Genomic DNA, 25,401 nt, shown 5'->3' with positions numbered 1-25,401 from the left:
TTCTAGCGGTGCAGGTCCCGAATCCCGGCGAGCAGGGTTGACGCCAAGTCAGGTAGGGAAACCAGGATATCGGGTAGGGACGGGTCTGCTTGGTTGTAGGTCAGCGGCGAGCCGTCGATCCGGCTGGCGTGGGCCCCGGCCGCCTGCGCGACGGCCACGGGCGCGGCCGAATCCCACTCGTACTGGCCTCCGGCGTGCACGTACGCCTCGACCTCGCCGGTCAGCACGGCCGAGATCTTGGCGCCCGCCGACCCGATCGGCACCAGGTCGGCGCCCACGAGAGCGGCGAGCCGTTGCACGAACTCGGGCGGCCGGGTACGGCTCACCGCGATGCGGAACCGGCCGCCCTCGAACGTGGGCGACTTGGGCGGCTCGGCCGTGGTGAGGACGCGTCCCTGAGCGGGCAGCGCCACCGCTCCGGCGGCCAGCCCGCCCTGCTCCCAGAGCGCCACGTGGACGGCCCAGTCGGCCCTGCCCTCCTCGGCGAACTCGCGGGTGCCGTCGAGCGGGTCGACGATCCACACGCGGGAGGCGGCGAGCCTGCGCGGGTCCAGCCGCTCCTCGCGGGTGGCCTCCTCGGACAGGACACTGTCGCTCGGCCGCAGCCGTGCGAGTGACTCCATCAGCAGGACGTGGGAGGCGCGGTCGCCCTCGGCTCGCAGCGCGGAGGGGTCGCCGAAGCCGTCACGCTCACGGATGCCCAGCAACAGCTCGCCCGCTTCTGTCGCCAGGTCGGCGGCGAGAGCGTGATCGTCGCGAATCATCATCAATATGCTCCTTGCCCGCGGGCGACAGCCGACCAAGTCTTCCACAGGATCTGGAGGTCGAGCGTGAGGGACCAGTTTTCAACGTAACGCAGGTCGAGACGTACGGATTCCTCCCAGGACAGGTCGGATCTGCCGCTGACCTGCCAGAGCCCGGTGAGCCCCGGCCGCACCAGAAGTCGCCGGCGCACGTCGTCGCCGTAGCGGGCGACCTCCTCGGGCAGCGGCGGGCGCGGCCCGACCAGGGACATGTGCCCGCAGACCACGTTGATCAGCTGCGGCAGCTCGTCGAGCGAGTGGCGCCGCAGCAGCGCGCCGAAGGCCGTCACCCGCGGATCGTCCCGGATCTTGAACAGCACGCCGTCACCTTCGTTGACCAGGGCGAACTTCTGGTGCTCGGCGCCGAGTCGCATGGTGCGGAACTTCACGATCGTGAACGGCCGGCCGTCCTTGCCCACCCTGGTCTGCCGGAACAGCGCGGGCCCCGGGCTGGTGGCGCGCACCGCGGCGACGATCACGAGGAGCAGCGGGGCCAGCGCGACCAGCAGCACGGCGGCGACCAGCCGGTCGAAGACGTTCTTGACCAGTTGCCGGGCGCCGGCCAGCTCGGGGTGCTCGACATGCAGGAGGGGCAGCCCGGCGGCGGGCCTGATCGTGGTGCGCGGCCCCGCCACCTCCATCAGGGCCGGGGCCACGACCAGCTCGGTGTGCGTGCGCTCAAGCCGCCACGCGAGCCGGCGCAGCGCCACGCCGTCCATCTCGGGGCAGGCGAGCACGGCCACGGTGTCGGCGTCGAGCTGGTCGACGACGATCGGCACGTCGCTGAAGTCACCGGCGACCGGCACGCCGGCGACCAGGTCGCCAGGCACGTCGCGCGGCAGGCAGGCCGCGACGATCTCCATGCCGTGGTGACGCTCCTTGCGGAAGAGCTCCACGAGCTCGCCGATCGAGGCGGCGTGGCCCACCGCCACCACCTTGCGCATGCAGGCCCCGCGCGCCCTGCGCCGGTGCAGCGAGCGGCGCAGCGCGTAGCGGAAGACCAGGGTGAGGAGTGTCACCAGCGGCAGGGCCAGCACGACGTAGCCGCGGGCGATGTCGGTCTTGGTCAGGTAGGAGCCGATGGCCATCGCGGCGGTCAGCGCGACGCCGCACTGCAGGACGCGGCGGAACTCCTCCGAGCCGATGCCGATCATGCGGGGCTCGTACGCCCGGTTGAGCGCGACCGCGCACACCCACACCAGCGGCATCGCCGCGCTCACCAGGATGTACGGCGTGACGTAGGGGGTGATCTCACCGAACCGCCCGAAGAAGGCGGCGCTGGCCCCGGCGGCGCCGCCGAGGAAGTCGATCACCACGGCCCGCGCACGGTAGGCGCGCACCCAGCCGGGCAGGCGCGGGCTGACCCGCCAGGACGCGTCAGGATCGAAACTGACGACGGTCATCAGCCCTTCGCCGTCGCTCAACGCGCCTCCACGTGACCATCGGATAGCAGACAGTCACCAGATGGTAGCGGTATGCGACCGCCGAGGCAGCCGAACGGCTGTATGCGGTGATCAGCGAGGAGGGCCGGAAATCTTGAGATCGGCCCGATGAAACTCGTTCTGGGTGACTTCGAGCCCGCGTTCCATCAGCGACTCCACCACGTCGGCCGCGCGGTCGACCAGGAACGGCAGATCCTTGCGCTCGGCGGTGCCGAAGTCCTTCAGCACGTAGGCGGCGGGGTCCATGCGGCCGGGCGGACGGCCGATGCCGAAGCGGACGCGCAGGTAGTCGCGGGTGCCGAGGGACTTGGTGATCGACTTGAGGCCGTTGTGGCCGTTGTCGCCGCCGCCGAGCTTGGCCCGCAGCGCGCCGTAGGGGACGTCGAGCTCGTCGTGCACCACGATCAGCCGGTCGGGGGCGAGCTTGTAGAAGTCGGACAGCGCCTTGACGGGGCCGCCGGACAGGTTCATGTAGGTCAGCGGCTTGGCCAGCACCGCGGCGCGGGTCTCCAGCACCTCGGCCCGGCTCTTGTGGACCTTGAACCGCCCACCGGCCCTGGCGGCCAGCTCGTCGAGAGTCATGAAGCCGGCGTTGTGCCGGTTGCCCGCGTATTCGGCACCCGGGTTGCCCAGTCCGACGATCAACCAGCGGTCCATGTTTCCTCTCAGCGACCTCAAGCGACCTCAGCGACCTTCGAGCGACCTTTAAGAGAAACGGGGCAGCCGATCGGATCGGCTGCCCCGTCGCCCGATGGCTATTCGGCGGAGGCGGCCTCTTCGGCGCCCGCGACCTCGGCGGCCTCGGCGGCCTCGCCCTCGACACCCTCCTCCTCGGCCGGCGCCTCGACCGGCTTGGCGATGACGTGGAGGACCACGGCCTCGGAGTCGGCGATCAGCGTGGTGCCCTTGGGCAGCTTGAGGTCGCCGGCGGTGACGACGGTGCCGATCACCAGGCCCTCGACGTCGACCTCGACACCGGTCGGGATGTGGGTGGCCTCGGCCTCGACGGCGATCGAGACGAGCTGCTGGTCGAGCAGGCCCTCGGAGTTGACGTCGCCGACCGTGGTGACCGGGATCTCGACGGTGACCTTCTCGCCGCGCTTGACCAGGAGCAGGTCGACGTGCTCGACGAAGCCCTTGATCGGGTCGCGCTGGACGCCCTTGGGCAGCGCGAGCTCGTCGACGCCGTCACCGTGGAGGCGGATCAGCACGTTGGCCGTGCGGAGCGCGAGGAGCACCTCGTGACCGGGCAGGGTCAGGTGCTTGGGCTCGATGCCGTGCCCGTAGAGAACGGCGGGCACCTTGTCGGCGCGGCGGATCTTGCGAGCGGCGCCCTTGCCGAACTCCGTGCGGGGCTCGGCGGCGATACGTACTTCGGACACGACATCTCCTAGGGATGCGAGATCGGATGTTGGGCGCTCCCCCTCACCCGCCCTAGCGGAAGGCGTTACGAGCGCAACCTGGCCAGTCTACCGGCTCGGGCGGCGGCCTCCGCCGGTCACGTGTCGCCCTCGAACAGGCTGGTGACCGAGCCGTCGGTGAAGACCTCGGTGATGGCCCGGGCGATCAACGGGGCGATGGAGAGGACGGTCAGCTTGTCGAACCGGGCGGCCTGCGTCAGCGGCAGCGTGTTGGTCACCACGACCTCGCTGATGCGGGAGTTCTTCAGCCGGTCGACCGCCGGGTCGGAGAAGATCGCGTGGGTAGCCGCGGTGATGACGTTGGTGGCGCCCTGCTCGTAGAGGGCGTCGGCCGCCTTGCAGATCGTGCCCGCGGTGTCGATCATGTCGTCGATCAGCACGCAGGTGCGTCCGCGTACCTTGCCGACCACTTCGCTGACCTTCACCGAGTTGGCGACGTCGAGGTCGCGCCGCTTGTGGATGAAGGCGAGCGGGGTGCCGAGCGTGTCGGCCCAGCGCTCCGACAGCCGCACGCGCCCGGTGTCGGGCGACACGACGGTGGTGTTGGCCAGGTCGAGCCGGTTCTTGAGGTAGCTCTCGAGCACCGGCATCGCGAACAGGTGGTCGACGGGGCCGTCGAAGAAGCCCTGGATCTGCGAGGTGTGCAGGTCGATGGACATCAGCCGGTCGGCGCCGGCGGTCTTGAACAGGTCGGCCATCAGCCTGGCCGTGATGGGCTCGCGACCGCGGCTCTTCTTGTCCTGCCTGGCGTAGCCGAAGAACGGCATGACCACGGTGATGCGCTTGGCGGAGGCCCGCTTGAGCGCGTCGACCATGATGAGCTGTTCCATGATCCACTTGTTGATGGGGACGGTGTGGCTCTGGATCACGAAGGCGTCGCAGCCGCGGACCGACTCGAGGTAGCGGGCGTAGATCTCGCCGTTGGCGAAGTCGATCAGCTTGGTGGGGGTGAGCGAGACGCCGATGTGCTCGGCGACCTCCTCGGCCAGCTCGGGGTGGGCGCGGCCGGAGAAGAGCATGAGGTTCTTCTCGCCCGGCTGCTTGATGCTGGTCATGAGTTCTCCTTCGTCGGTCTCATGACCTCGGTGCGGTGCCTGTTGATGACCTCAACATGCCCGGTCATTTGCCACTCTCCTGCTGTTCTTGCTCGGCCAGCGCCCGCTCGGCGGCCGCCGCCGACTTCGTGCCCGCGCGCCTGCGCAAGACCCATTTCTCGATGTTGCGTTGCCGGGCGCGCGCCACGCCGATCGCGCCGGGGGGCACGTCGCCGTCGATGATCGAGCCCGCCGCCGTGTAGGCGCCGTCGCCGACCGTCACCGGGCCGACGAGCATGGTGTCGCAGCCGACGAAGGCGCCGTCGCCCACGATGCTGCGATGCTTGGCGACCCCGTCGTAGTTGACGAAGATCACGGCGGCGCCGATGTTGGCGTCGTCGCCGATGGTGGCGTCGCCCGCGTAGGACAGGTGCGGCACCTTGGAACGGTCGCCGACCTGGGTGTTCTTCATCTCGACGAACGTACCGGCCTTGGCCGCCTGACCGAGCACGGTGCCGGGCCGCAGGTAGGCGTAGGGGCCGACGCTGGCCCGTGGTCCGATGACGGCGTCGTCGCAGACCGCGTTGCGCACGACCGCGCCGGGGCCGACCCGGGTGTCGGTCAGCGTGGTGCCCGGCCCGACCTCGGCGCCGGCCTCGATGACCGTGTGACCGTGCAGTTGGGTGCCGGGGTGGACGACCGCGTCGGGCTCGATGCGTACGCCGACGTCGATCCAGGTGCTGGACGGGTCGACGACCGTGACCCCGGCGCGCATGTGCCGCTCCAGCAGCCGCCGGTTGAGCACCTGACGGACGAAGGCCAGCTGGACCCGGTCGTTGACGCCCTCGACCTCGGCGTAGTCGCCCGCGACGTGCGCGCCCACCCGGTGGCCGTCCTCGCGCAGGATGGACAGCACGTCGGTGAGATACTCCTCACCCTGGGCGTTGTCGGTCGACACCCGCTTGACGGCGTCGGCCAGCAGTCGCCCGTCGAAGGCGTAGATGCCGGAGTTCATCTCCTTGACGGCCCGCTGCTCGGCGCTGGCGTCCTTCTCTTCGACGATCTCCAGCACGGCGCCCGCGGAGTCACGGATGATCCGCCCGTAGCCAGTCGGATCGGGCACCTCGGCGGTGAGCACGGTGACCGCGTTGCCGTCACCCTCGTGCCGCTGGAGCAGCTCGGCGAGGGTCTCGGTGCGCAGCAGCGGCACGTCGCCGTAGGTGACGAGGACCGTGCCGTCGATCTCGCCGACCTCCTCCAGCACGGTGCGCACGGCGTGGCCGGTGCCGCGCTGCTCGGCCTGGACGACGGCGCGCGCGTCGGGGCTGGACTCGGCCAGGTGGGCGCCGACGCGTTCGCGGGCGTGGCCGATGACCACGATGAGCCGTTCGGGCCCGAGGTCGCGGGCCGCGGCGAGCATGTGGTCGACCAGCGCGAGGCCGCACACCTCGTGCAGGACCTTGGGGGTCTGACTCTTCATCCGGGTGCCCTCGCCCGCGGCGAGGACGATGACGGCTGCCGGGCGCGGCACACTCACGGACTGAGGCTCCCTGTGGCTGGACAGATCAGGGCATTCGTACGACCACCGCACGGCAACCCTCCCGACACCGTGAGGATACCTGCCTGGGCCCGGCTCATTCGCGCCGGGGGAGAATCTCAGAGCTCCCGGAAGAGGACTCGAACCCCTACAAAGTGGACCAAAACCACTTGTCCTGCCGATTAGACGATCCGGGATCAATCGGACACTGGCCGCGTCCGACACATCTACGATACCGATCCCGCGCGTCGGCGCGCGCCGGGATTCGCGTCGCATCGGATCACCGTCATGTCACGGCCGATCGGCTCCTCCGATTGGCCCCGCCCTCGATGGGTAGGGCAGTCGGCTAGCAGAAAACCGGACCACCGGCAAGCCACGAATCCGACTCTCATCGCAAGGCGGAGCGTCACCTATCTCATATTCGTGGCTTAGGTCTTCCTAACTTACGATGGCGTAGGTTACGGTTGCGTAGCCGGACAATCATCCCCATACATGCCGTGAGAGGTAGCCCATGACCGTTCTCTCCGAGCGTCCGACGCCGACGCCCAAACCCGATGCCGACCCAGAAGTCCGCACCAAGACCGAGCTCGTCACCTTCGCACTGGTGGTCGGACTGCCCCTGATCGCCATCGCGGCAGCCGTGCCGGTCGCCTGGGGATGGGGGCTCGGCTGGACGGACATCGCGATCGCGTTCGTCTTCTACGTCGTCACCGGACTCGGCGTGACCGTCGGGCTGCACCGCTACTTCACCCACGGATCGTTCAAGGCCAAGCGCCCGCTGAAGATCGCGCTGGGCATCGCGGGCAGCCTCTCACTGGAGATGTCCGTGCTCGACTGGGTGGCCACCCACCGCAAGCACCACAAGTTCTCCGACAAGGAGGGCGACCCGCACTCCCCGTGGCGCTTCGGCCCCGGCTTCAAGTCGATGTCCAAGGGCCTGCTCTACGCGCACATGGGCTGGATGTTCGACGCCGAGCGCACCAACCGCGACAAGTACGCGCCCGACCTGTGCAAGGACCCGGACGTCGTCAGGCTGCACAAGGCGTTCCCGGCGCTGGCCGTCACCTCGCTCGTGCTGCCCGGCATCCTCGGCGGGCTGCTCACCTGGTCGTGGCAGGGCGCGCTGACCGCGTTCTTCTGGGGCACCCTCGTCCGCATCGGCCTGCTGCACCACGTGACGTGGTCGATCAACTCGATCTGCCACGTGTTCGGCGAGGAGGAGTTCCAGGTCCGCGACAAGTCGCGGAACGTGTGGTGGCTGGCCATCCCGTCGTTCGGCGAGTCGTGGCACAACCTGCACCACTCCGACCCCACCTGCGCCAGGCACGGCGTGCTGAAGGGGCAGATCGACCTGAGCGCGGGCGTCATCAGGATGTTCGAGAAGCTCGGCTGGGCCCACGACGTGCGCTGGCCCACGCCGGAGCGGCTGGCGGCGAAGCGGGTTGCCTGACCCCGGCACCTTGGTGACCGGTCCCGCGCCCGGCAGCGCCATTATGGAAACCGTGACCGAATCCCGATCTCGTAGGCGCATGTCCGGAAGAGAGCGAAGAGAGCAGCTGATCCACATCAGCCGCACGCTGTTCGCTGAAAAGGGGTTCGACGGGACCTCGATCGAGGAGATAGCGGCGACCGCCCAGGTGTCGAAACCGGTGGTGTACGAGCATTTCGGCGGCAAGGAGGGCGTCTACGCGGTGGTCGTCGACCGCGAGATGCAGAAGCTGCTCGGCATGATCACCGAGGCGCTGTCCGCCAGCCACTCGCTGATCAAGCTGGAGCGGGCGGCGCTCGCGCTGCTGCGCTACATCGAGGAGAGCAGCGAGGGTTTCCGCATCCTGGTGCGCGACTCGCACGCCGCGTCGGGCACGGGCACGTTCGCCAGCCTGATCAGCGAGATCGCCAGTCAGGTCGAGGACGTGCTCGCCGACGAGTTCGCCGGCCGCGGCTACGACCCCAAGCTGGCGCCCATGTACGCCCAGATGCTGGTCGGCATGGTGGCGCTGACCGGGCAGTGGTGGCTCGACGTGCGCAAGCCGGGGCGCGAGGAGGTGGCCGCGCACCTGGTGAACCTGGCGTGGAACGGCCTGACCAACCTCAATCCGCAGCCGGCCATCACCGTCACCACCCGGACGCACTCGGCCGCCGCCAAGCCCCGTTCCAGCGACAAGGAGCTACGCGAGCTGGAGAAGGCCAGGGAGCGGGAGCTGGAGAAGGCGGAGAAGGTTCGCCAGCGCGACCTCCGCGAGGCCGAGAAGCTCCGCGCTCGTGAGCTGAAGGAGCGCGAACGCCTGTTGAAGGAAGCCGAGAAGGAGCGCGAACGCCTGCAGAAGGAGGCGGAGAAAGAGCGCGAACGCCTGCAGAAGGAGGCGGAGAAGGAGCGCGAACGCCTCCGGAAGGAGACCGAGAAGGCCCGCGAGCGCGAGGACAAGCTGCGTCAGCGGGAGGCTCGGCTCGCCGCCCGGCCCGGCCAGCCTGACCAGCAGGAGTAGCCGTTGCGGCGCAGTTAACGTTCCGTTCAATCTGACGGGGCATATTCCGGATATGTCCGTCGAAATGCTCGATCGGAACGGCGAGCCGGCCCTGCCTCAGGAGAGGTTCCTCAACCGCGAGGAGAGCTGGCTGCAGTTCAACGAGCGCGTGCTCGAACTGGCCGAGGACCCCTCCGTACCACTTCTCGAACGGGTACGGTTCCTGGCCATCTTCGCGAGCAACCTGGACGAGTTCTTCCGGGTCCGCGTCGCGGGGCTGAAACGTCGCATGGCGACCGGTCTGCTGCTGCGGACCAAGAGCGGGCTCAAACCGCGCGAGGAGCTGACGCGGATCGCGACGATCGCCGACGGGCTGGCCAGGCGGCACGCGGCCGCCTTCCACGAGCAGATCTCCCCCCAGCTCGCCGCCGAGGGCATCGCGATCGTCAGATGGGACGACCTGGGCCGCGAGGAGCGCACGGAGCTGCGCAAGCTGTTCAGGGAGCGGGTCCGGCCGGTCCTGACGCCGCTCGCCGTCGACCCTGCCCACCCGTTTCCGTATATTTCCGGGCTCAGCCTCAATCTGGCGGTCGTCGTGCGGAATCCGGCCGACGACCAGACGGTGTTCGCGCGGGTGAAGGTGCCCTCGCAGCTGCCCCGGTTCGTCCCCGTGTCGAAGGACCGGTTCGTCCCGCTGGAGGACGTCATCGCGGCGCATCTCGGGCAGCTCTTCAAGGGCATGGAGATCGTCCAGCATCACGTCTTCCGCGTGACCAGGAACGAGGACCTCGACGTCGACGAGGACGTCACCGAGAACCTCATGCAGGCCCTGGAGAAGGAGCTGCTCAGGCGGCGCTTCGGCTCGCCGGTCCGGCTGGAGGTCGAGGACACGATCTCCCCCGAGGTGCTGGACCTCCTGGTGGAGGAGCTGGGCGTCGCGCCGTACGAGATCTACCGCATCGCCGGCCCGCTCGACCTGACCGGCCTGCACGCCATCGCCGACCTCGAACGCGGCGAGCTCGGCTACCGGCCCTTCGTGCCCGCCGAGGCGGTGGGCGCCGACGAGGACCTGTTCGGCCTGCTGCGCGAGCGCGACGTGCTCGTCCACCACCCGTACGACTCGTTCTCGACCAGCGTGCAGAAGTTCATCGAGACGGCCGCCGCCGACCCCAGAGTGCTGGCGATCAAGCAGACCCTCTACCGGACCAGCGGCGAGTCGCCGATCGTCGACGCCCTGATCGACGCGGCCGAGGCGGGCAAGCAGGTGGTGGTCGTCGTCGAGATCAAGGCCCGCTTCGACGAGCACGCGAACATCAGCTGGGCCCGCAAGCTGGAGCGCGCCGGGTGCCACGTGGTCTACGGCGTGGTCGGCCTGAAGACGCACTGCAAGCTGGCCCTGGTGGTCCGCCAGGAGCCCTCCGGAGAGCTGCGCCGCTACTGCCACATCGGCACCGGCAACTACAACCCCAAGACCGCCCGGCAGTACGAGGACTTCGGCCTGCTCACCGCCGATCCGCTGGTCGGCGAGGACGTCACCGACCTGTTCATCCACCTGACCGGCTACTCCCACCACTCGGCCTACCGCCGGCTGCTGGTCGCGCCGCACTCGCTGCGCGCCGGGCTGCTGGCCCGGATCGAGCGGGAGATCGCGCACCAGCGGGCCGGTCGCCCCGCCCGGATCAGGATCAAGACCAACTCGCTGGTGGACGAGCCGGTCATCGACGCGCTCTACCGCGCCTCCCGCGCCGGCGTGCCGGTGGACCTGTGGGTACGCGGCGTCTGCATCCTGCGCCCCGGAGTGCCCGGCCTGTCGGAGAACATCCGGGTCAGGTCGGTCCTGGGGCGGTTCCTGGAGCACTCCCGCGTCTACGAGTTCGGCCTGGGCAGGCGGCCGGAGGTGTGGATCGGCAGTGCCGACCTCATGCGCCGCAACCTCGACCGCCGCGTGGAGGCCCTGGTCAAGGTGACCGCCCAGCAGCACAAGGCGTACCTGATCGGGCTGATGGACCTGGCCATGGCCGACACCACGAACACGTGGTGGCTGAACGCCGACGGCACGTGGGCCCGCCACCCCGGCGAGGACCTGCAGAGTCACCTCATCGGCACCCACCGCTGGAGGACCGTTGACGACTGATCCGCTGCGGGCCGCGGGAGCCGTGGTGTGGCGGGGCGACGAGAGCCGTCCGGAGGTGGCCGTCATCCACCGGCCGCGCTACGACGACTGGACCTTCCCCAAGGGCAAGCTGCTGCCCGGCGAGCACGTGATCGCCGCCGCGCTGCGCGAGGTGCGCGAGGAGACGGGCCTGAGCGTGTCGCTCGGCCGCCCCTTGCCGCCTGCCCACTACCTGCGCCAGGGCCGGACGAAACGGGTCGACTACTGGGTGGGCCGCGTGCTGGCGCGGGACGACTTCGTCCCGGGCGACGAGGTGGACGAGCTGCGCTGGCTGCCGGCCGACGAGGCCGCCGCGCTGCTCAGCTACGAGTGGGACGCGGGCCTGCTGCGCGCCGTTTCTGCCGCGCCGCTCGACACCGTCCCCCTCGTCCTCGTACGGCACGCGAGCGCGGGCGCCCGGCAGGAGTGGGGCGGCGACGACGCGCTCCGGCCGCTCGACCCCGACGGCCGAGCTCAGGCGGCGACCCTGGCCAACGTGCTGCCGGCCTACCGGCCCGAGACGCTGCTCAGCTCGCCGAGCCTGCGTTGCGTCCAGACGCTGGAGCCGTACGGCATGGAGATCGGTCTGGAGCCGCTGCTCGGCGAGGAGAGCCAGGACCCGGGCAAGACGCCCGCGCTGGTGCGGTCGCTGCGCCGGCCGGCGGCCGTGTGCAGCCACCGCAAGGTGCTGCCCGGCCTGATCCGCGCGCTGACCGGCGAGGAGACGCGGCTACGCAAGGGCGCGTTCGCCGTGGTGCACCGGATCGGCGAGCGGGTGATCAGCGTGGAGCGGCACTCCACGTGACGGGCAGCTCCGCGAACCCCTCCGTGATGCGCCCCTCCGACCGCCGCAGCTCCGACACCGGCACGGCCACGCGCAGGTCGGGGAAGCGCTGGTAGAGCCTGCCGAACACGGCCTCCAGCTCGACCCGGGCCAGGCTCGCCCCGATGCAGAACCGGGGTCCCCAGCCGAAGCTGAGATGCGGATCGCTCAACGGCCGGCGCAGGTCGAAGGCGTCGGGCTCGGCGAAGACGCGCTCGTCCCTGTTCGCCGCGCCGGTCATGAGCAGCACCGCCTCGCCCTTGCGGATCGTGACCCCGCTCAGCTCGATGTCGTCGTGCGCGTACCTCGGCAGGCCGTGCAGGCTCGGCGCGGCCAGCCGGAGGATCTCCTCCACGGCGGCGGCGGCCAGCCCCGGGTCGGCGCTGAGCAGCGCGCGCTGGCCGGGGTTCATCTCCAGGAGCAGCACGCCGTAGTCGATGCGGTTGACCGTCGTCTCGTGCCCGGCGAACAGCAGCCCGCCGGCCAGCTGCGCGATCTTCCCGTCGTCGTCCAGCTCACCGGCCAGGTCGGACAGGACGTCCTCTCCCGGGGTGTGCCGCTTGCGTTCGATGAGATCGGCCATGTAGGCGCCCATCTCCTCGCGGGCGGCCAGGCCGAGGGCCTCGTCCGTCGCGTCGCCCATCCGGGCCGAGACGCCGCTGAAGTAGTCGCGGTCCTCGAAGGGCACGCCGAGCAGCTCGCAGATGACCAGCACGGGAAGCGGGAAGGAGAGCTCGGCGTGCAGGTCGGCGGGCGGTGTCAGCTTCGCCAGATGGGCCAGCCGCTCGTCGACCAGGGTGCCGACGTGCTCTCTGAGGGCCTTCATGCGGCGGGCCGAGAACGACGGCACGAACAACCTGCGCATCCGGTCGTGCTCGGGCTTCTCGGTCGCGGCGTCGCCCTGCGGGCCGCCGATCAGGGCGGAGGCGGAGACGCGGGCCGCGCTCCCGGGCTCGGGGTGGGAGCGGTTCAGCCGGCCGTCGGCGAACAGGGCGCGCGTGTCCTCGTAGCCGCTGACCAGCCAGACCTCGTCGCCCATCGGGGTGCGGACCTTGGCGATGCCCTCCCGCTCCCGCAGCTCGCGGTAGGCCGCGGGGACGCTCAGCGGGTCGCTGCGTGCGAAGGGCACGATGGGAATGTCATTCATATCACCTTCCTAACAGCTTTGACGGTCCGCGCCCACACTTTGGGGAACCGCGTGTCAGCCCGCTCGGCGGCGGCGCGTTCGAGGCCGATCAGCAGCCCGTAGGTGAAGGTGTCCTCCCCCGCCCGCCGGGCGCGTTCCGCCTCCTCGGCGAGCGTCTGCTGCGCGACCAGGCCGTCCCGCTGCGCGCCCAGCACCTCCTGTACGCCCTCGGCCAGCTCGGCCAGCTCACCCAACTGGTCGCCGAGGGTGGGTTCGAGCGCCTCCGCCGTGTAACGGGCCCGTTTGGCCGCCTTGCGCACGTCGTGCAGGGCGATCACCCGCTGCGCCGGATCCTCGGTCTCCTGGGCGATGTCGTACGCCTTGGTCACCCGGTCCCAGCCGGCGGTCGCCACCTTCGTGAGCGTCTTGCGGGCCGGCTTCGCCGCCGCCTTGGCCAGCCGCGGCTCGGTCACCAGCGTGTCGAGCCGGTCCAGCAGGGCGTAGTAGCGCCGGCCGCTCAGGGTGTCCCTGATCCGCGCGTACGCCTCCCGCTCACGGGTGAGCAGGTCGTCGGCGAGCCTGCCCCGGACCGGGCCGGCGACCAGCTCGGGCGGCAACCGGTCCAGCAGCCCGTCGAACCTGGCCCTGATCACCTCCAGGTCCCGGGCCTCGCCGAGCACCGTGCCCAGCCACCTGAGCTCCTCCTGGACCTCGCGGGTGTCGGTCACGATCGTCTTGAACGCCTTCAGCGCGCTGCGCAGCCTGCGGGAGGCGACGCGCATCTGGTGCACGGCGTCCTCTTCGGCCCGCCGTACGCGGGGGTCCTGGGAGAGGAGAGCGGCGACCTGGCTCGCGAGGTAGTCGACGACGACCCGGCCCGCGCTGCCCGGCTCGGTGTCCGCCACGGGCGAAGGGGGCCGGTCGAGGAGCCTGGCGAGCTTGCTGACCGCGTCGGACGGGGTGGCGCCCGCCTTCCTGAGGCGCTTGCCGACCTTGGCCAGCAGGGCGCGGTCGCCGTCGAGGATCTCGGCCTCCACCTCGCGCCATCGGGCGATCCTGCGCTCCTCGCCGAGCACGGTGCCCTTGACCTGGTCGTCGGCGACCTCGATCAACCTGGTGTCGCCGTCACGCAGCAGGGTGACGCTCCTGCGGGTGTCGAGCTCGGCGACCGCGCGCAGCTCCGCGCCGCGCGTGTAGGCGCGCACCAGCTCGGCGAGCTCCGGCGGCACCACCTTCGTGCTCGGGGTCAGCGGCCGGGCGATCTCCTGGCGGACTCCCCTGGCCTTGGGCAGCTTCAGGTGCCAGCCGGCGTCGTCGCCGCCGCGCCTGCGCCTGAGCGTGACGCCTCGCGCCGCCAGGCGGAGATCCGGGGTGTCGTAGTAGAGCGCCACCAGCCGGTGGCTCTTCGGGCCGACGACCTCGGCCAGCCCGCTCAGATCCGGAATCTCGAAGTCGGGCGGAACGTCGAACTTGTCCTCGATCTCGATGCCCACAGCACCTCGCAAAAGGTCCGTTTCGAGGACAATCATGCCACTGGAACAGGATGATCACCGCGGCCGCAGCAGCTCGATTCCATCGCCCACGAGATCCGCGACGTACGCACCGGGCCCCATGCTCACTTCCGCGCCACCACGAAGATCCGCCGGAACGGGAACGGCGTGCCGTACTCCCGGCTCGGATAGGCCTCGCGCAGCGGCCCGGCCAGCTCGGCGGCGAACCTGTCCCGCTCGGCCGGGTCCAGCCGATCGAAGACGGGCCGCAGCGCGGTGCCCGAGACCCAGTCGAGCACCGCGTTCTCCCCCCGCAGCACGTGCGTGTAGGTCGTCTCCCAGGCGTCGGGCCGGCAGCCGAGACCGTACAGGAGGTCGAGGTAGCCGACCGGATCGTCGACGGGGTTGTCGCGGTCGAGGTCGCCGAGCCGGTCGGACCAGGTGGGCGAGGCGCACAGCTCGCGGATGACGCGGTGGCTGGGGGCGTCGAAGTTGCCGGGCACCTGGAAGGCCAGCCAGCCCCCGGGGCTCAGCGCCTCCACCCAGCGCTCGATCACGTCACGGTACGTGGGCACCCACTGGAGCACGGCGTTGGCGACGATCACGTCCACCGGCCGGTCCGGATGCCAGGTGGTCACGTTCGCGACCTCGAACCTGGGCCTCGCCGCCGGCTCCCTCGCCTTCCGGATCATGGCCGGCGAGGCGTCGAAGCCCTCCACGGTCGCCTCCGGCCAGCGCCGGGCCAACTCCACGGTGAGTTCGCCGGTGCCGCAGCCGGCGTCCACGACATAATCGGGACGGTCCGCTTCCACTCTGGCGATCAGATCGTGGAACGGCCTCGACCGCTCGTCGGCGAATCTGGCATACGTCGCTGGATCCCAGATATCTCTCGACATAGAGATAATTGATAGCGAGATAGTTATCTCGATGTCAAGACAGTACACTTGGGTCATGACCGAGGATCCGCAGGACGAGGTCGACCGGCTCGTCCGGGCCTGGCGGGAGGAGCGCCCCGACCTCGACGTCGAGCCGCTCCAGGTGCTCTCCCGCGTGTCGCGTCTGGCCAGGCACCTCGACCGGGCCAGGAGGGCCGCGTTCGCCGAGCATGACCTGGAGCCCTGGGAGTTCGACGTGCTCACCGCGCTGCGCCGGGCCGGCAAGCCGTACGAACTGAGCCCGGGTAGCCTGCTCCGCGCCACCCTGGTGACGTCGGGCACGATGACCAACCGCATCGACCGGCTCGCTCAGGCCGGTCTCGTCGTCCGCCGGCCCGACCCGGAGGATCGGCGCGGCGTCCTGGTCACCCTGACGGAGGCGGGGCAGGCGCGCGTCGACGCCGCCTTCTCCGACCTGCTGCGGCGGGAGCGGGAGCTGCTCTCCGGCCTGGGCGCCGACGACCGGCGCACCCTCGCCGCACTCCTCCGCACGCTCCTCACACCGTTCGACTCCTGAAGAGGTGCGCGGTCAGTCGCCGAGGCTGTCGGCGACCTCCAGCCACTCGGCCTCGATGCTGTCCTTCTGGCTGAGGAGGTCGCGCAGCTCGGCGTCCAGAGAACCGAGCCGGGCGTAGTCGCTCGCCGCCTCGGCCATCGCGGCGTGCAGCTTGGCCTCCTTGTCACTGAGCCGGTCGAGCTGGCGTTCGAGACGGTTGAGCTCCTTGCGCAGCTCCCGCTCCTCCTTGGCCGACATCCCCGCGGGCTGGGCCGGCGCCTCGGCCGCCACCCGCTCGGCGGGCACGGCCGAACCGACCCGGGCCGTGAGCGCGGCGCCCGCCGCCCGGCGCTGGAGGTATTCGTCGACCCCGCCGGGCAGCAGCGACAACCTGCCGTCGCCGAGGAGCGCGACGCTGCGGTCGGTCACCCGCTCCAGGAAGTAGCGGTCGTGGCTGACCAGGATCAGCGTGCCCGGCCAGCCGTCGAGCAGGTCTTCGAGCTCGTTGAGGGTCTCGATGTCGAGGTCGTTGGTCGGCTCGTCGAGCAGCAGCACGTTGGGGTCGTCCATGAGCAGCCGGAGCAGTTGCAGCCGCCGTCGCTCGCCGCCCGACAGGTCGCCGATCACCTTCCACTGCGCGTCACCCTTGAAGCCCAGGCGTTCGAGCAGTTGGGAGGCGGTCCACTCCTTCTTGCCGACCTGGATGTACTTGCGTACGTCCTCGATCGTCTCCAGCACCCGCCGGGTGGGGTCGAGCTCGGCCAGCTCCTGCGACAGATGCGCCATCCGCACGGTCTTGCCCCTGACCACGCGCCCGGAGTCGGGCTGGACCGTGTCGGCGAGCAGCCGGAGCACCGACGACTTGCCGGAGCCGTTGACGCCGATCAGCCCGATGCGGTCGCCCGGCCCGAACTGCCAGGTGGTCCGGTCGAGCACCAGAGGCCCGCTGCCGGGCCCACCGGCGTGGAGGGTCACGTCCTCCAGGTCGTAGACGGTCCTGCCGAGCCGCGCCGTGGCGAACTTCACCAGCTCGACGCTCTCACGGGGCGGCGGCTCGTTGGCGATCAGCGCCTGAGCGGCCTCGATGCGGAACTTCGGCTTGGACGTGCGCGCGGGCGGGCCGCGCCGCAGCCAGGCGATCTCCTTGCGCATGAGGTTCTGGCGGCGCTCCTCGGACGCCTGGGCGATGCGCGCCCGCTCCGCCTTCGCCAGCACGTAAGCCGCGTATCCACCCTCATAGCGCTCGACCCGCCCGTCGACCACCTCCCAGGTGCGGGTGGACACGGCGTCGAGGAACCAGCGGTCGTGCGTCACGACCACCAGCGCGCTCTTCCTGGCGGCCAGATGAGCCGCCAGCCAGGCGATGGCCTCGATGTCGAGGTGGTTGGTGGGCTCGTCCAGCATGATCAGGTCGTGCTCGTCGATCAGCAGCCGGGCCAGCGCCGTACGGCGGCGCTCCCCGCCCGACAGCTCGCTCGCCCGCGCGTCGAGGTCGAGATCGCCGATCAGGCTGCCGAGAAGCTCGCGAACGCCCTGGTCGCCGGCCCACTCGTGCTCGGCCCTGCCGCCCAGCACCAGCTCCCGGACGGTCCGGTCGGGGTCGAGGTCGTCGCGCTGCGACAGGAACCCCACCCTCAGGCCCCGCGTGTGCGTCACCCGCCCGCTGTCGGGCTTCGCATCCCCTGCGATCAGCGACATCAGGGTGGTCTTGCCACCGCCGTTGCGGCCCACGACACCGATCCGCTCTCCGGCCTCGACGCCGAGGGAGACGTCGTGGAGCAGCGGCTTGGGCCCGTAGGCATGGGAGACAGACTCGAGATTGACCAGATTCATCGCGCTTCCAGGGTATCGGCTCCCTGCGCCCTCCCGGCTCGCTGTCGAGCAGCGGTGCTTGACCTTGCCGTCGCGTCAACATCTAGCGTCGTGAACGAGCCGGAAGAACCGGCTCGGTGATGGGCAGGGAACGGGTGAGCGGGCCATGGCATGGTCGATCGCACAGGTGGCGCGGATGTCGGGAGTGACGTCGAGGACTCTGCGCCACTATGACGAGATCGGGCTGCTGACACCCGCCTGGGTCGGCGGGAACGGCTATCGCCACTACGAGGAGGACCAGCTACTGCGGTTGCAGCAGATCCTCGTGCTGCGTGAGCTCGACCTCGGTCTCGCCGAGATCAAGGAGATCATCGATCGGCACACCGACCCGGTGGAGGCGTTGCGTGAGCACCACCGGCGGCTGCTGCGGGAGCGCGACCGGCTGGACGCCGTGGCCCGCATGGTGACCCGCACCATCACCGAACTCCAGGAGAGCGAAGGGAAGGGCGGCATGTCCAGAATCAGTAGGCCGGAGAACCTGTTCGAGGGGTTCGACGGGGTGCGCTACGGCGCGGAGGCCCGCGAGCGGTGGCCGGAGCACTGGGAGCGGTCCGGGCAACAGGAGCTCCTGGACACCCTGCCTCCCGAGGAGATCGACCGCCTGGGCCAGGAGGCGACGGCGGGAATGATGCGGATGGCCGAGTTCATGACCGCCGGCACCCCCACCGACGACCCCACGGTTCTCGCCGAACTCGACGCTCACTACCGGCACCTGACCCGGTTCTGGTCGCCGACCGCGGCGGAGTACACGCACCTGGCTCGGATGCAGGTCGACGACGAGCGGTTCGGTGCGAACTATGAGCGGATCGCCGAGGGCCTGTCCGGGTACATGCGCGACGCCATGCTCGCCTACGCGCACGCCCGGTTGAGCTGAACCTCGCTGGTCGAGGCACCCGGCCTGCCGAGGCCACTCACCTCGCTGGTTGAGGTCGCCCCGGCCTGCCGAGGCCACTCACGTCGCGACCAGCGCCTGGCATGGTCCGGCAGAACGGAAGGTGCTAGGCCGGGCGGGGGCCGGAGACGGGGCCGTGAGCGGTCAGAGCGGTGCGGCAGGAGGGCGACTCGGACAACGCGTCGGCGAGACGCCGAGCGTGCTCCTCGTCGGCCGCGAGGAAGGCACAGGTCGGGCCGGAGCCGGAGACGAGGCCGCCGAGCGCGCCCGCATCGCGACCGGCCGCCAAGATGCCGGCCAGTTCGGGGCGGAGGGCGAGGGCGGCCGGCTGCAGGTCGTTGGCGAGACGGGCGCCCAGCGCGGGGGCGTCACCCGTACGGAGAGCCGCCAGCAGTGCCTCGTCCGCCTGCGGCCACGGCGCCTCGGCCCCCGCCGCCGCGCGCAGGGCGTCGCACTCGGCGTAGACCCGAGGGGTGGACAGCCCGCCGTCGGCCACCGCGAACGCCCAGTGGAAGACACCACCCGTCGGCAGCTCGCTGAGCTGCTCACCCCGGCCGGTGCCCACCGCCGTGCCACCCAGCAGCGCGAACGGCACGTCGCTCCCCAGGTCGCCGGCGATCTCCAGGAGATCCTCGAACGGCAGGCCGAGACCCCACAGCTCGTTGCACGCCACCAGCGCACCCGCCGCGTCGGCGCTGCCCCCGGCCATGCCGCCCGCCACCGGGATCGCCTTGCGGATCACCAGGTCCGCCCCATAGGCGCGGCCGGCGTGCTTGGCCAGAGCCCGAGCGGCCTGAACAGCCAGGTTGCCGTCATCGACCGGCACCTGGTCGGCCCACTCGCCCACGACTGACACGGTGATCGACTCGGACTCGTTCGCCACCACCTCGTCGAAGATGGACACGGCGTGGAACACGTTGACCAGGTCGTGGTAGCCGTCCTCGCGCAGCGGCCCCACGGACAGCTGCACGTTGACCTTCGCGGGCACCCGTACGGTCACCGAACTCATCAATCTTCTGCCATTCCATCGCCGCCGGCTCAAGGACATCCGATGTTATACGGACCCGCTTCCCCGCCACGCGGGCTTCCCAGTGCGGCACGCGCGACAGCCGGGGATGCGACCCGTGCATGGCCGAACAGGTGGCCGGATCGGTCAGGAATCGAGAAGCGCAGGTCACGGAGCAGCACCTAGCCTGATCGTCATGGACATCACCATTCACACGAGCTTCCTGCCGCATGACGACCCGGACGCGTCCCTGGCCTTCTACCGCGACATCCTCGGCTTCGAGGTCCGCAGCGACGTCGGCCAGGGCAAGATGCGCTGGATCACGGTCGGCCCCGCCGGCCAGCCCGACACGTCCATCCTCCTGGCGCCGCCGGCCGCCGACCCCGGGATCACCGAGGACGAGCGCCGCACCATCGTCGAGATGATGGCCAAGGGCACCTACGGCTGGATCCTGCTGGCCACCCGGGACCTCGACGGCACTTTCGAGAGGGTCCAGGCCGGCGACGCCGAGGTCGTCCAGGAGCCGACCGAGCAGCCGTACGGCATCCGCGACTGCGCCTTCCGCGATCCCGCGGGCAACCTGGTCCGCATCCAGGAGCTTCGCTGAGCCGTCCGAGCCTTCCGGACATCGAGAGGAGTTCTCATGTGTCACCCCGCATGGGGGCGCGCACGCACCGCGCACCTGAGTGACCTCGCGCGGCTGCGCCGCGTCCGCGACCGGATCGACCGGGACTACGCGCAGCCGCTGGACGTCGAGGCTCTCGCCCGCGGCGCTCACATGTCGGCCGGGCACCTCAGCAGGGAGTTCCGGCTGGCCTATGGCGAGTCGCCCTACAGCTACCTGATGACGCGGCGCATCGAGCGCGCGATGACGCTGCTGCGTCGTGGCGACCTCAACGTCACCGAGGTCTGCTTCGCGGTCGGCTGCTCATCGCTGGGCACCTTCAGCACCCGCTTCACCGAGCTGGTCGGCATGCCGCCCAGCGTCTACCGGCGCCGCGCGATGAGCGCCGCGGCGGGGATGCCGCCGTGTGTGGCCAAACAGGTGACGAGACCGATCAGGAATCAAGAAGCGCCGGTCGCCGAGCCGCAAATAGCGTGATGACCATGGCATCCATCGCATCCGTCACCCTCGACGTGGCCGACCCCACGACCGCCGGCCACTTCTACGCCACGGCCTTCGGGCTGGACACGCAAATTCGCCTGCGGGCCTCGGAGGCACCGACCACCGGCTTCCGTGGGTTCACGCTCTCGCTCACGGTCTCCCAGCCGTCCACCGTCAACGGCCTCATCGACGCCGCCCTCGACGCCGGCGCCACGTCGCTGAAGCCGGTCACCAAGTCGCTCTGGGGCTACGGCGGCGTCGTACAGGCCCCGGACGGGACGATCTGGAAGGTCGCGACCTCGGCGAAGAAGGACACCGGCCCGGCCACCCGGCAGATCGACCAGCTCGTGCTCCTGCTCGGAGTCGCGGACGTGACCGCGAGCAAGCGGTTCTACACCGACCGAGGCCTTGCCGTGGCCAAGAGCTTCGGCCGCGTGTACGTCGAGTTCGCCAGCGAGTCGAGCCCCGTCAAGCTGGCGCTTTACAGGCGCCGTGCCCTTGCCAAGGACGCCGGCGTCTCTCCCGACGGCACCGGATCGCACCGGCTCATGATCGGTGGCGATGCCGGGCCGTTCACCGACCCCGACGGGTTCGCCTGGGAGGCCGCATCGCCGGCGACCCTGCCCTGACGTGTCACTGCTACCTGTCCTTGACGGCCAATCGCCAACCCTCGCGCCGCTCCGCGGCAGGTTGGCCTTCCCAGGGCTGAAGCCCGGGGTCTTCAGCAAAGGAAATCCGATGACAGGCGCGCCGCCGCGTGGACTTGACGAGAGGCTGCGGGACACCCGCGCGAAACTGGAGAGCGAGGTCGATCTCTGGGTCGCGACGTCGGGCTCCCCTGGCGGCGTCCACCTGATCCCGCTCTCGTATCTCTGGGACGGGACCGTGTTCCTCATCTCGACGCCGCGCGCCTCGGTCACGAGCCACAACCTGCTGGCGGACCGCCGGGTGCGACTCAGCCTTGGGCCGACCCGCGACGTCGTCGTCGTGGAAGGCACCGCCGAGCCGGTGGACATCGCCGACCTCGCCCCCGAGACGGGCGACGCGTTCGCGGCGAGGACAGGGTTCGACCCGCGCGAGCTCGACGAGCCCTACCAGTATTTCCTGATCCGGCCGCGGCGCATCCAGGCCTGGCGTGAGGCGAACGAACTGCGGGGACGCGACCTCATGCGCGACGGCCGCTGGCTCGGCTGACCGCCACGCGGGAACACATCGCGTGCCGCGTCCGACCCGACGGTCCTGGACACACGCTCAGACACGACACGAGATGTCACGGCCGGACCGGCAAACCAGCGGCATGCCGAGCATGATCTTTCACGAGATTCCATGACTAGCATGACCGCTATGCCCGATATGACGCTTATCGAGGTGTCGCAGTGGCGAGGATCTGGTTCGCCTACGGCCGAACGGCTCCACGACGGGGCAAGACTGCTGGCCGAAATGGTGCCCGCCGCCCGCCGCCTCCGCGTGGACGTGGACGATTCTCTGCCCACGACCGCTTCCAAGGTTCGTTCGGCGCTGTCCGAGGCCGACGGACTGGTGGTCACCATCGGCGGTGACTGCGGGGTCGAACTGGAGCCGATCACCGAGGCGATGCGACGGCACGGGGACCGATTGATGGTCGTGTGGTTCGACGCGCACGGGGATCTCAACACTCCTTCGAGCTCGCCATCCGGGGCCTTCCACGGCATGGTGCTGCGCGCCCTCACCGGCGAAGGACCCGAGGGTCTCGTCCCGGATCAGCCCGTGCGACCTCACCAGATCGTGCTCGCCGGGGTGCGCGCCCTTGATCCGGCCGAGGCCGCCTTCATCGAGGCCAGCGGCATCCGGCACATCCGTGCCGCCGACCCCGCCGCGCTCACCGCCGCGATCGCCGGCCCCCTCCTCGGGAGTCGGCAGAGCCCGGGGCAAGATCACGCCGACTCGGGCCGCAAGGCCGTGTACGTCCACATCGATCTGGACGTGCTCGACCCTCGCATCTTCACGAGCGTCGGCTGCCCTGAGCCCGACGGGTTTCACCCCGATGAACTCCTGGCCATGGTCACGGCTGTGGCGGAGCGGTATGAGGTCGCCGGACTGGGCATCACGGAGTACGAGCCGAGCCGCCCCGAGGACCAGGACCTCCTGGCCCCGCTGGTCAAAGCGCTGGCAGAGGTCTGCGCCAGGAGTTGACACCCTCCCGGCCTGATCGACGGGCACGACAGGCCGCCGACGGGACCCAGCGCTGGCCGTCGTGCTCGCCGACGCACCCGAATCACGCCAAGGATTCGCCGGACCGTGAGCGGCCTGGGGCGGAACCGGCTGCCGGTATGGTCTCAGCCTGGGCGTACGGCACCGCGATAGATCGGGCGGTAGTAGGACGAGTCAAGGAAGCGGGTCTTCCTGACCACGTCACCGGTCTTCGGGGAGTGGACCATGACGCCGTCGCCCAGGTAGAGGCCCACGTGCGTCGGGTCGCCGGCGCCGCCACCGAAGAAGACCAGGTCTCCCTCGCGCAGGTCGCCGAGGGCGATCCGGCGGCCCTGGCGGAACTGGGAGCCTGTGTAGTGGGCGAGCCGCACACCCGCCTTCGACCAGGCGTAGAGGGTCAGGCCGCTGCAGTCGAAGCCGGTCGTGGACGCTCCTCTGCCTATGCCCTTGGTGGGGCCCGTGGAAGAGCCGCCGCCCCAGGAGAAAGGGGTGCCCACCTGGCCGACGGCCGCGACCGCCGCGACACCGCCCTTGAAGGTCACCGTCGTCCCCGCGCGCTTGCCGGTTCTCCCTGCCTGTGTGGCATCGCCGCTCTCTCCGGCCTTGCCGCCCCTTCCGGCCTCGGGGCTCCCTGACGTGCCGGTAGAAGTCTTGGGGGTTTGCTCCCCGCCGACACGTGGGCCGCCGGCTGCCGGCTCGCCATCCCGAGCCTTGGTCGCCGCGAGCCCTCCATCTCGGCCCCTGATGCCGCCACGCTCCCCGACCTGCGGCTCCCACCCCCCAGGCTCCCCATCCCGGGGCTTGAGCCCGCCGAGCCTCTCGGCCCAGAGCTTCATGGCGCCGCCGAAGTCACCGTCCCGAAGCTTGAACTCGTCGATCCCCGCGTGCCAGGGCCTGACGTCCCCGGCCTCGATGTGCCAAGGCCTGACAACCTCCGATGTGGCCGCGCTTGGAGAGGTCTCCGCAGGCGGCCTGGAGACGAACCAGGGACGGGTCGATGGTGCGTCTTGACGAACGACGGGCCTGATCGTGGGCCCTGCTCCAGTCACCGCCGGTGGAGCGGCCGGACCGATGGGGGAGATGCCCGCGCGGACCAGCGCCTCGGCCACTCGCCCCTGACGAGCGCATGCTTCGGCGGGCAGGGTCAGGAGAACCTTGAGAGGCGGATCGGCCGAGGCTTCGCCTTCGAGGCGGACGGCGAAGGACACCGGCATGGCGTCGGCCCTGGGCGGAGCGAGGGTGTGAGACCGGGGGCGTCGGGCCGACCGGTCAGGTCTCGGCATGCGAGAGCCGTCGAGCAGCCGGGCATACGCACCCGGCAGGGTGATCACGCCTAGACAGGCGGTGGCCACCCGCTGGCCGAGAGGATACGAAGTGGCGGCCGCCGCCGGGCCCGCAAGCGCGGCGAGCCCGGCCAACAGCCCTCCGCCGAGCGTGAGCCACGTGCAGCAACTCCGCGCGAAGAAGCGAGTGTTCATGGAAGGCCTCCAGTGCCGAAAGAGGAGTGGAGGCCTCAGGATCATCCGCCGGCCCATCCGGCCGGGGACCCGAACGTGGTTCTGTGGACAGTGGGCGCACGTTCGCGCCGCGGCTGTGGATAACCGGCGCGCACCCGGCGCGCACCCGGCGCGCACCCGGCGCGCACCCGGCGCGCTCTCGCGCCCTGGCCAGCGCCTTACCCGCTACGGCTTGTGTTCGGCGATGCGGGCGAATGTCTCGACGTCCAGTTGCTCACCCCGAGCCGAGGGTTCGACCCCGGCCGCGCGCAGGGCCGTCTCGGCCTGGGCCGGGCTGCCGGCCCAGGAGGCCAGCGCCGCCCGCAGGGTCTTGCGGCGCTGGGCGAACGCGGCGTCGATGACCGCGAACACCTCCTGCCTCGACGCGCTGGTGACAGGCGGATCGCGGCGTGTCAGCGAGACCAGGCCGCTGTCCACGTTGGGCACCGGCCAGAACACGGTCCGCCCCACGGGCCCCGCGCGGCGCACGTCGGCGTACCAGGCGGCCTTGACCGACGGCACGCCGTACACCTTGGAACCGGGACCGGCCGCGAGCCGGTCGGCCACCTCGGTCTGCACCATGACCAGGCCCTTGCGCAGCGAGGGCAACACCTCCAGCAGGTGCAGCAGCACCGGGACCGCCACGTTGTACGGCAGGTTGGCGACCAGAGCCGTGGGCTGGAGGTCGCCGAGGTCGGCGGCCACGATCTTCATCGCGTCGGCGCCCACGACGGTCAGTCTGTCTCCGAGACCGCGTTCGCCCACCGTGATGGGGAGTTGGGCGGCCAGGACGGGGTCGATCTCGACGGCCACCACGTGGCGGGCCGACGGCAGGAGCGCGAGAGTGAGCGAGCCGAGGCCCGGCCCCACTTCGATCACCACATCTTCCGTCGTGAGGTCTGCAACCCTTACGATGCGCCGGACGGTTCCCCCGTCGATCACGAAGTTCTGGCCCAGCTTTTTTGTCGGACGCAGATCCAGCTTGTCCGCCAAAATACGTATTTCTGCAGGGCCCAACAGCCTCATCATCCAACCAGTCTCCCGCATCGAAGAACCTGCGATGGCGGACGGGGGCACCACAGGGGAGGATGGCGTTGGAAAAGGAAGGGACGACCC

General features: G+C 70.3%; 24 protein-coding genes and 1 tRNA gene. 11 read left to right on the top strand and 14 right to left on the bottom strand.

Annotated elements, in window-relative coordinates:
- Positions 1 to 2: 2 nt before the first annotated feature.
- From IEY82_RS11715 to IEY82_RS11685, 7 genes are all read right to left on the bottom strand, one after another.
- Positions 3 to 767, bottom strand: a complete 765-nt coding sequence (locus tag IEY82_RS11715; RefSeq protein ID WP_189124088.1) for a 3'(2'),5'-bisphosphate nucleotidase CysQ — start codon at positions 765 to 767, stop codon at positions 3 to 5.
- Positions 767 to 2,206 carry a sugar transferase gene (locus IEY82_RS11710; RefSeq protein ID WP_189124256.1) on the bottom strand — a complete coding sequence of 480 codons (1,440 nt, stop codon included), beginning with the start codon at positions 2,204 to 2,206 and terminating at the stop codon, positions 767 to 769. The genes IEY82_RS11715 and IEY82_RS11710 overlap by 1 nt, the downstream gene beginning before the upstream one ends.
- A gap of 111 nt (positions 2,207 to 2,317) precedes the next feature.
- A complete protein-coding gene (gene pth, locus IEY82_RS11705; RefSeq protein ID WP_189124087.1) occupies positions 2,318 to 2,902 on the bottom strand; it encodes an aminoacyl-tRNA hydrolase in 585 nt (194 codons plus the stop codon).
- A gap of 98 nt (positions 2,903 to 3,000) precedes the next feature.
- Positions 3,001 to 3,627 (bottom strand): 50S ribosomal protein L25/general stress protein Ctc, encoded by a 627-nt coding sequence (locus tag IEY82_RS11700; protein ID WP_189124086.1) that lies wholly within the window; start codon positions 3,625 to 3,627, stop codon positions 3,001 to 3,003.
- A gap of 116 nt (positions 3,628 to 3,743) precedes the next feature.
- On the bottom strand, positions 3,744 to 4,721 hold the full coding sequence (locus IEY82_RS11695) for a ribose-phosphate diphosphokinase (protein ID WP_189124085.1): 978 nt from the start codon (positions 4,719 to 4,721) through the stop codon (positions 3,744 to 3,746).
- A 64-nt stretch (positions 4,722 to 4,785) separates the two neighbouring features.
- On the bottom strand, positions 4,786 to 6,237 hold the full coding sequence (gene glmU / locus IEY82_RS11690) for a bifunctional UDP-N-acetylglucosamine diphosphorylase/glucosamine-1-phosphate N-acetyltransferase GlmU (protein ID WP_189124084.1): 1,452 nt from the start codon (positions 6,235 to 6,237) through the stop codon (positions 4,786 to 4,788).
- A 125-nt stretch (positions 6,238 to 6,362) separates the two neighbouring features.
- Positions 6,363 to 6,434: transfer RNA gene (locus IEY82_RS11685), tRNA-Gln, on the bottom strand.
- A 314-nt stretch (positions 6,435 to 6,748) separates the two neighbouring features.
- Here IEY82_RS11685 and IEY82_RS11680 point away from each other — a divergent pair.
- The 4 genes from IEY82_RS11680 (at position 6,749) to IEY82_RS11665 (ending at position 11,659) form a co-directional block, all read left to right on the top strand.
- A complete protein-coding gene (locus IEY82_RS11680; protein ID WP_189124083.1) occupies positions 6,749 to 7,687 on the top strand; it encodes an acyl-CoA desaturase in 939 nt (312 codons plus the stop codon).
- 79 nt (positions 7,688 to 7,766) lie between these two features.
- Positions 7,767 to 8,723: a TetR/AcrR family transcriptional regulator gene (locus IEY82_RS11675; RefSeq protein ID WP_189124082.1), complete on the top strand. Its 957-nt coding sequence runs from the start codon at positions 7,767 to 7,769 to the stop codon at positions 8,721 to 8,723.
- Between the two features lie 52 nt (positions 8,724 to 8,775).
- Positions 8,776 to 10,836, top strand: a complete 2,061-nt coding sequence (locus tag IEY82_RS11670; protein WP_189124081.1) for an RNA degradosome polyphosphate kinase — start codon at positions 8,776 to 8,778, stop codon at positions 10,834 to 10,836.
- A complete protein-coding gene (locus IEY82_RS11665; protein ID WP_189124080.1) occupies positions 10,826 to 11,659 on the top strand; it encodes an NUDIX hydrolase in 834 nt (277 codons plus the stop codon). Before IEY82_RS11670 ends, IEY82_RS11665 begins: the two co-directional genes overlap by 11 nt.
- Here the strand turns inward: IEY82_RS11665 and IEY82_RS11660 are convergent.
- From IEY82_RS11660 to IEY82_RS11650, 3 genes are all read right to left on the bottom strand, one after another.
- Positions 11,634 to 12,824, bottom strand: a complete 1,191-nt coding sequence (locus tag IEY82_RS11660; RefSeq protein ID WP_189124079.1) for a cytochrome P450 — start codon at positions 12,822 to 12,824, stop codon at positions 11,634 to 11,636. The two genes, IEY82_RS11665 and IEY82_RS11660, sit on opposite strands and share 26 nt — an antisense overlap.
- On the bottom strand, positions 12,821 to 14,296 hold the full coding sequence (locus IEY82_RS11655) for a CYTH and CHAD domain-containing protein (RefSeq protein ID WP_189124078.1): 1,476 nt from the start codon (positions 14,294 to 14,296) through the stop codon (positions 12,821 to 12,823). Before IEY82_RS11655 ends, IEY82_RS11660 begins: the two co-directional genes overlap by 4 nt.
- Positions 14,297 to 14,418: 122 nt before the next feature.
- Positions 14,419 to 15,189 carry a trans-aconitate 2-methyltransferase gene (locus IEY82_RS11650; RefSeq protein WP_263648050.1) on the bottom strand — a complete coding sequence of 257 codons (771 nt, stop codon included), beginning with the start codon at positions 15,187 to 15,189 and terminating at the stop codon, positions 14,419 to 14,421.
- A gap of 55 nt (positions 15,190 to 15,244) precedes the next feature.
- Between IEY82_RS11650 and IEY82_RS11645 the strand changes: the two genes are divergently transcribed.
- Positions 15,245 to 15,745: a MarR family winged helix-turn-helix transcriptional regulator gene (locus IEY82_RS11645; RefSeq protein ID WP_189124077.1), complete on the top strand. Its 501-nt coding sequence runs from the start codon at positions 15,245 to 15,247 to the stop codon at positions 15,743 to 15,745.
- A gap of 12 nt (positions 15,746 to 15,757) precedes the next feature.
- Here IEY82_RS11645 and IEY82_RS11640 read toward each other — a convergent pair whose 3' ends face one another.
- Entirely contained in the window at positions 15,758 to 17,557 is a 1,800-nt protein-coding gene (locus tag IEY82_RS11640; protein ID WP_189124076.1) for an ABC-F family ATP-binding cassette domain-containing protein, read from the bottom strand.
- A gap of 145 nt (positions 17,558 to 17,702) precedes the next feature.
- Here IEY82_RS11640 and IEY82_RS11635 point away from each other — a divergent pair, with 145 nt between their 5' ends.
- Positions 17,703 to 18,470, top strand: a complete 768-nt coding sequence (locus IEY82_RS11635) for a MerR family transcriptional regulator (RefSeq protein ID WP_189124075.1) — start codon at positions 17,703 to 17,705, stop codon at positions 18,468 to 18,470.
- 124 nt (positions 18,471 to 18,594) lie between these two features.
- Here IEY82_RS11635 and IEY82_RS11630 read toward each other — a convergent pair whose 3' ends face one another.
- Positions 18,595 to 19,497, bottom strand: a complete 903-nt coding sequence (locus tag IEY82_RS11630; protein WP_189124074.1) for a 4-(cytidine 5'-diphospho)-2-C-methyl-D-erythritol kinase — start codon at positions 19,495 to 19,497, stop codon at positions 18,595 to 18,597.
- A gap of 193 nt (positions 19,498 to 19,690) precedes the next feature.
- Here IEY82_RS11630 and IEY82_RS11625 point away from each other — a divergent pair, with 193 nt between their 5' ends.
- From IEY82_RS11625 to IEY82_RS11605, 5 genes are all read left to right on the top strand, one after another.
- Positions 19,691 to 20,101, top strand: a complete 411-nt coding sequence (locus IEY82_RS11625; RefSeq protein ID WP_189124073.1) for a VOC family protein — start codon at positions 19,691 to 19,693, stop codon at positions 20,099 to 20,101.
- Positions 20,102 to 20,137: 36 nt separating this feature from the next.
- On the top strand, positions 20,138 to 20,596 hold the full coding sequence (locus IEY82_RS11620) for a helix-turn-helix transcriptional regulator (RefSeq protein ID WP_189124072.1): 459 nt from the start codon (positions 20,138 to 20,140) through the stop codon (positions 20,594 to 20,596).
- Between the two features lie 5 nt (positions 20,597 to 20,601).
- Positions 20,602 to 21,228: a VOC family protein gene (locus IEY82_RS11615; protein ID WP_189124071.1), complete on the top strand. Its 627-nt coding sequence runs from the start codon at positions 20,602 to 20,604 to the stop codon at positions 21,226 to 21,228.
- 109 nt (positions 21,229 to 21,337) lie between these two features.
- Positions 21,338 to 21,793 carry a pyridoxamine 5'-phosphate oxidase family protein gene (locus IEY82_RS11610; protein WP_189124070.1) on the top strand — a complete coding sequence of 152 codons (456 nt, stop codon included), beginning with the start codon at positions 21,338 to 21,340 and terminating at the stop codon, positions 21,791 to 21,793.
- A gap of 45 nt (positions 21,794 to 21,838) precedes the next feature.
- The gene (locus tag IEY82_RS11605; protein ID WP_189124254.1) at positions 21,839 to 22,771 is read left to right on the top strand and encodes an arginase family protein; all 933 of its coding nucleotides are present in this window, start codon (positions 21,839 to 21,841) and stop codon (positions 22,769 to 22,771) included.
- A 143-nt stretch (positions 22,772 to 22,914) separates the two neighbouring features.
- On the opposite strand, the gene IEY82_RS11600 is transcribed toward IEY82_RS11605, so the two are convergent.
- Together IEY82_RS11600 and rsmA are read right to left on the bottom strand one after the other, a co-directional pair.
- Positions 22,915 to 23,331 (bottom strand): NlpC/P60 family protein, encoded by a 417-nt coding sequence (locus IEY82_RS11600; RefSeq protein ID WP_189124069.1) that lies wholly within the window; start codon positions 23,329 to 23,331, stop codon positions 22,915 to 22,917.
- A gap of 1,140 nt (positions 23,332 to 24,471) precedes the next feature.
- Positions 24,472 to 25,332: a 16S rRNA (adenine(1518)-N(6)/adenine(1519)-N(6))-dimethyltransferase RsmA gene (rsmA, locus tag IEY82_RS11595; protein ID WP_189124068.1), complete on the bottom strand. Its 861-nt coding sequence runs from the start codon at positions 25,330 to 25,332 to the stop codon at positions 24,472 to 24,474.
- Positions 25,333 to 25,401 lie beyond the last annotated feature (69 nt).

This window comes from Nonomuraea cavernae, from assembly GCF_014646355.1.
In the GTDB taxonomy this organism is placed as follows: domain Bacteria; phylum Actinomycetota; class Actinomycetes; order Streptosporangiales; family Streptosporangiaceae; genus Nonomuraea; species Nonomuraea cavernae.
Note: the sequence above shows the minus strand (reverse complement) of the source record. Positions and strands in the feature narration are given on the sequence as shown.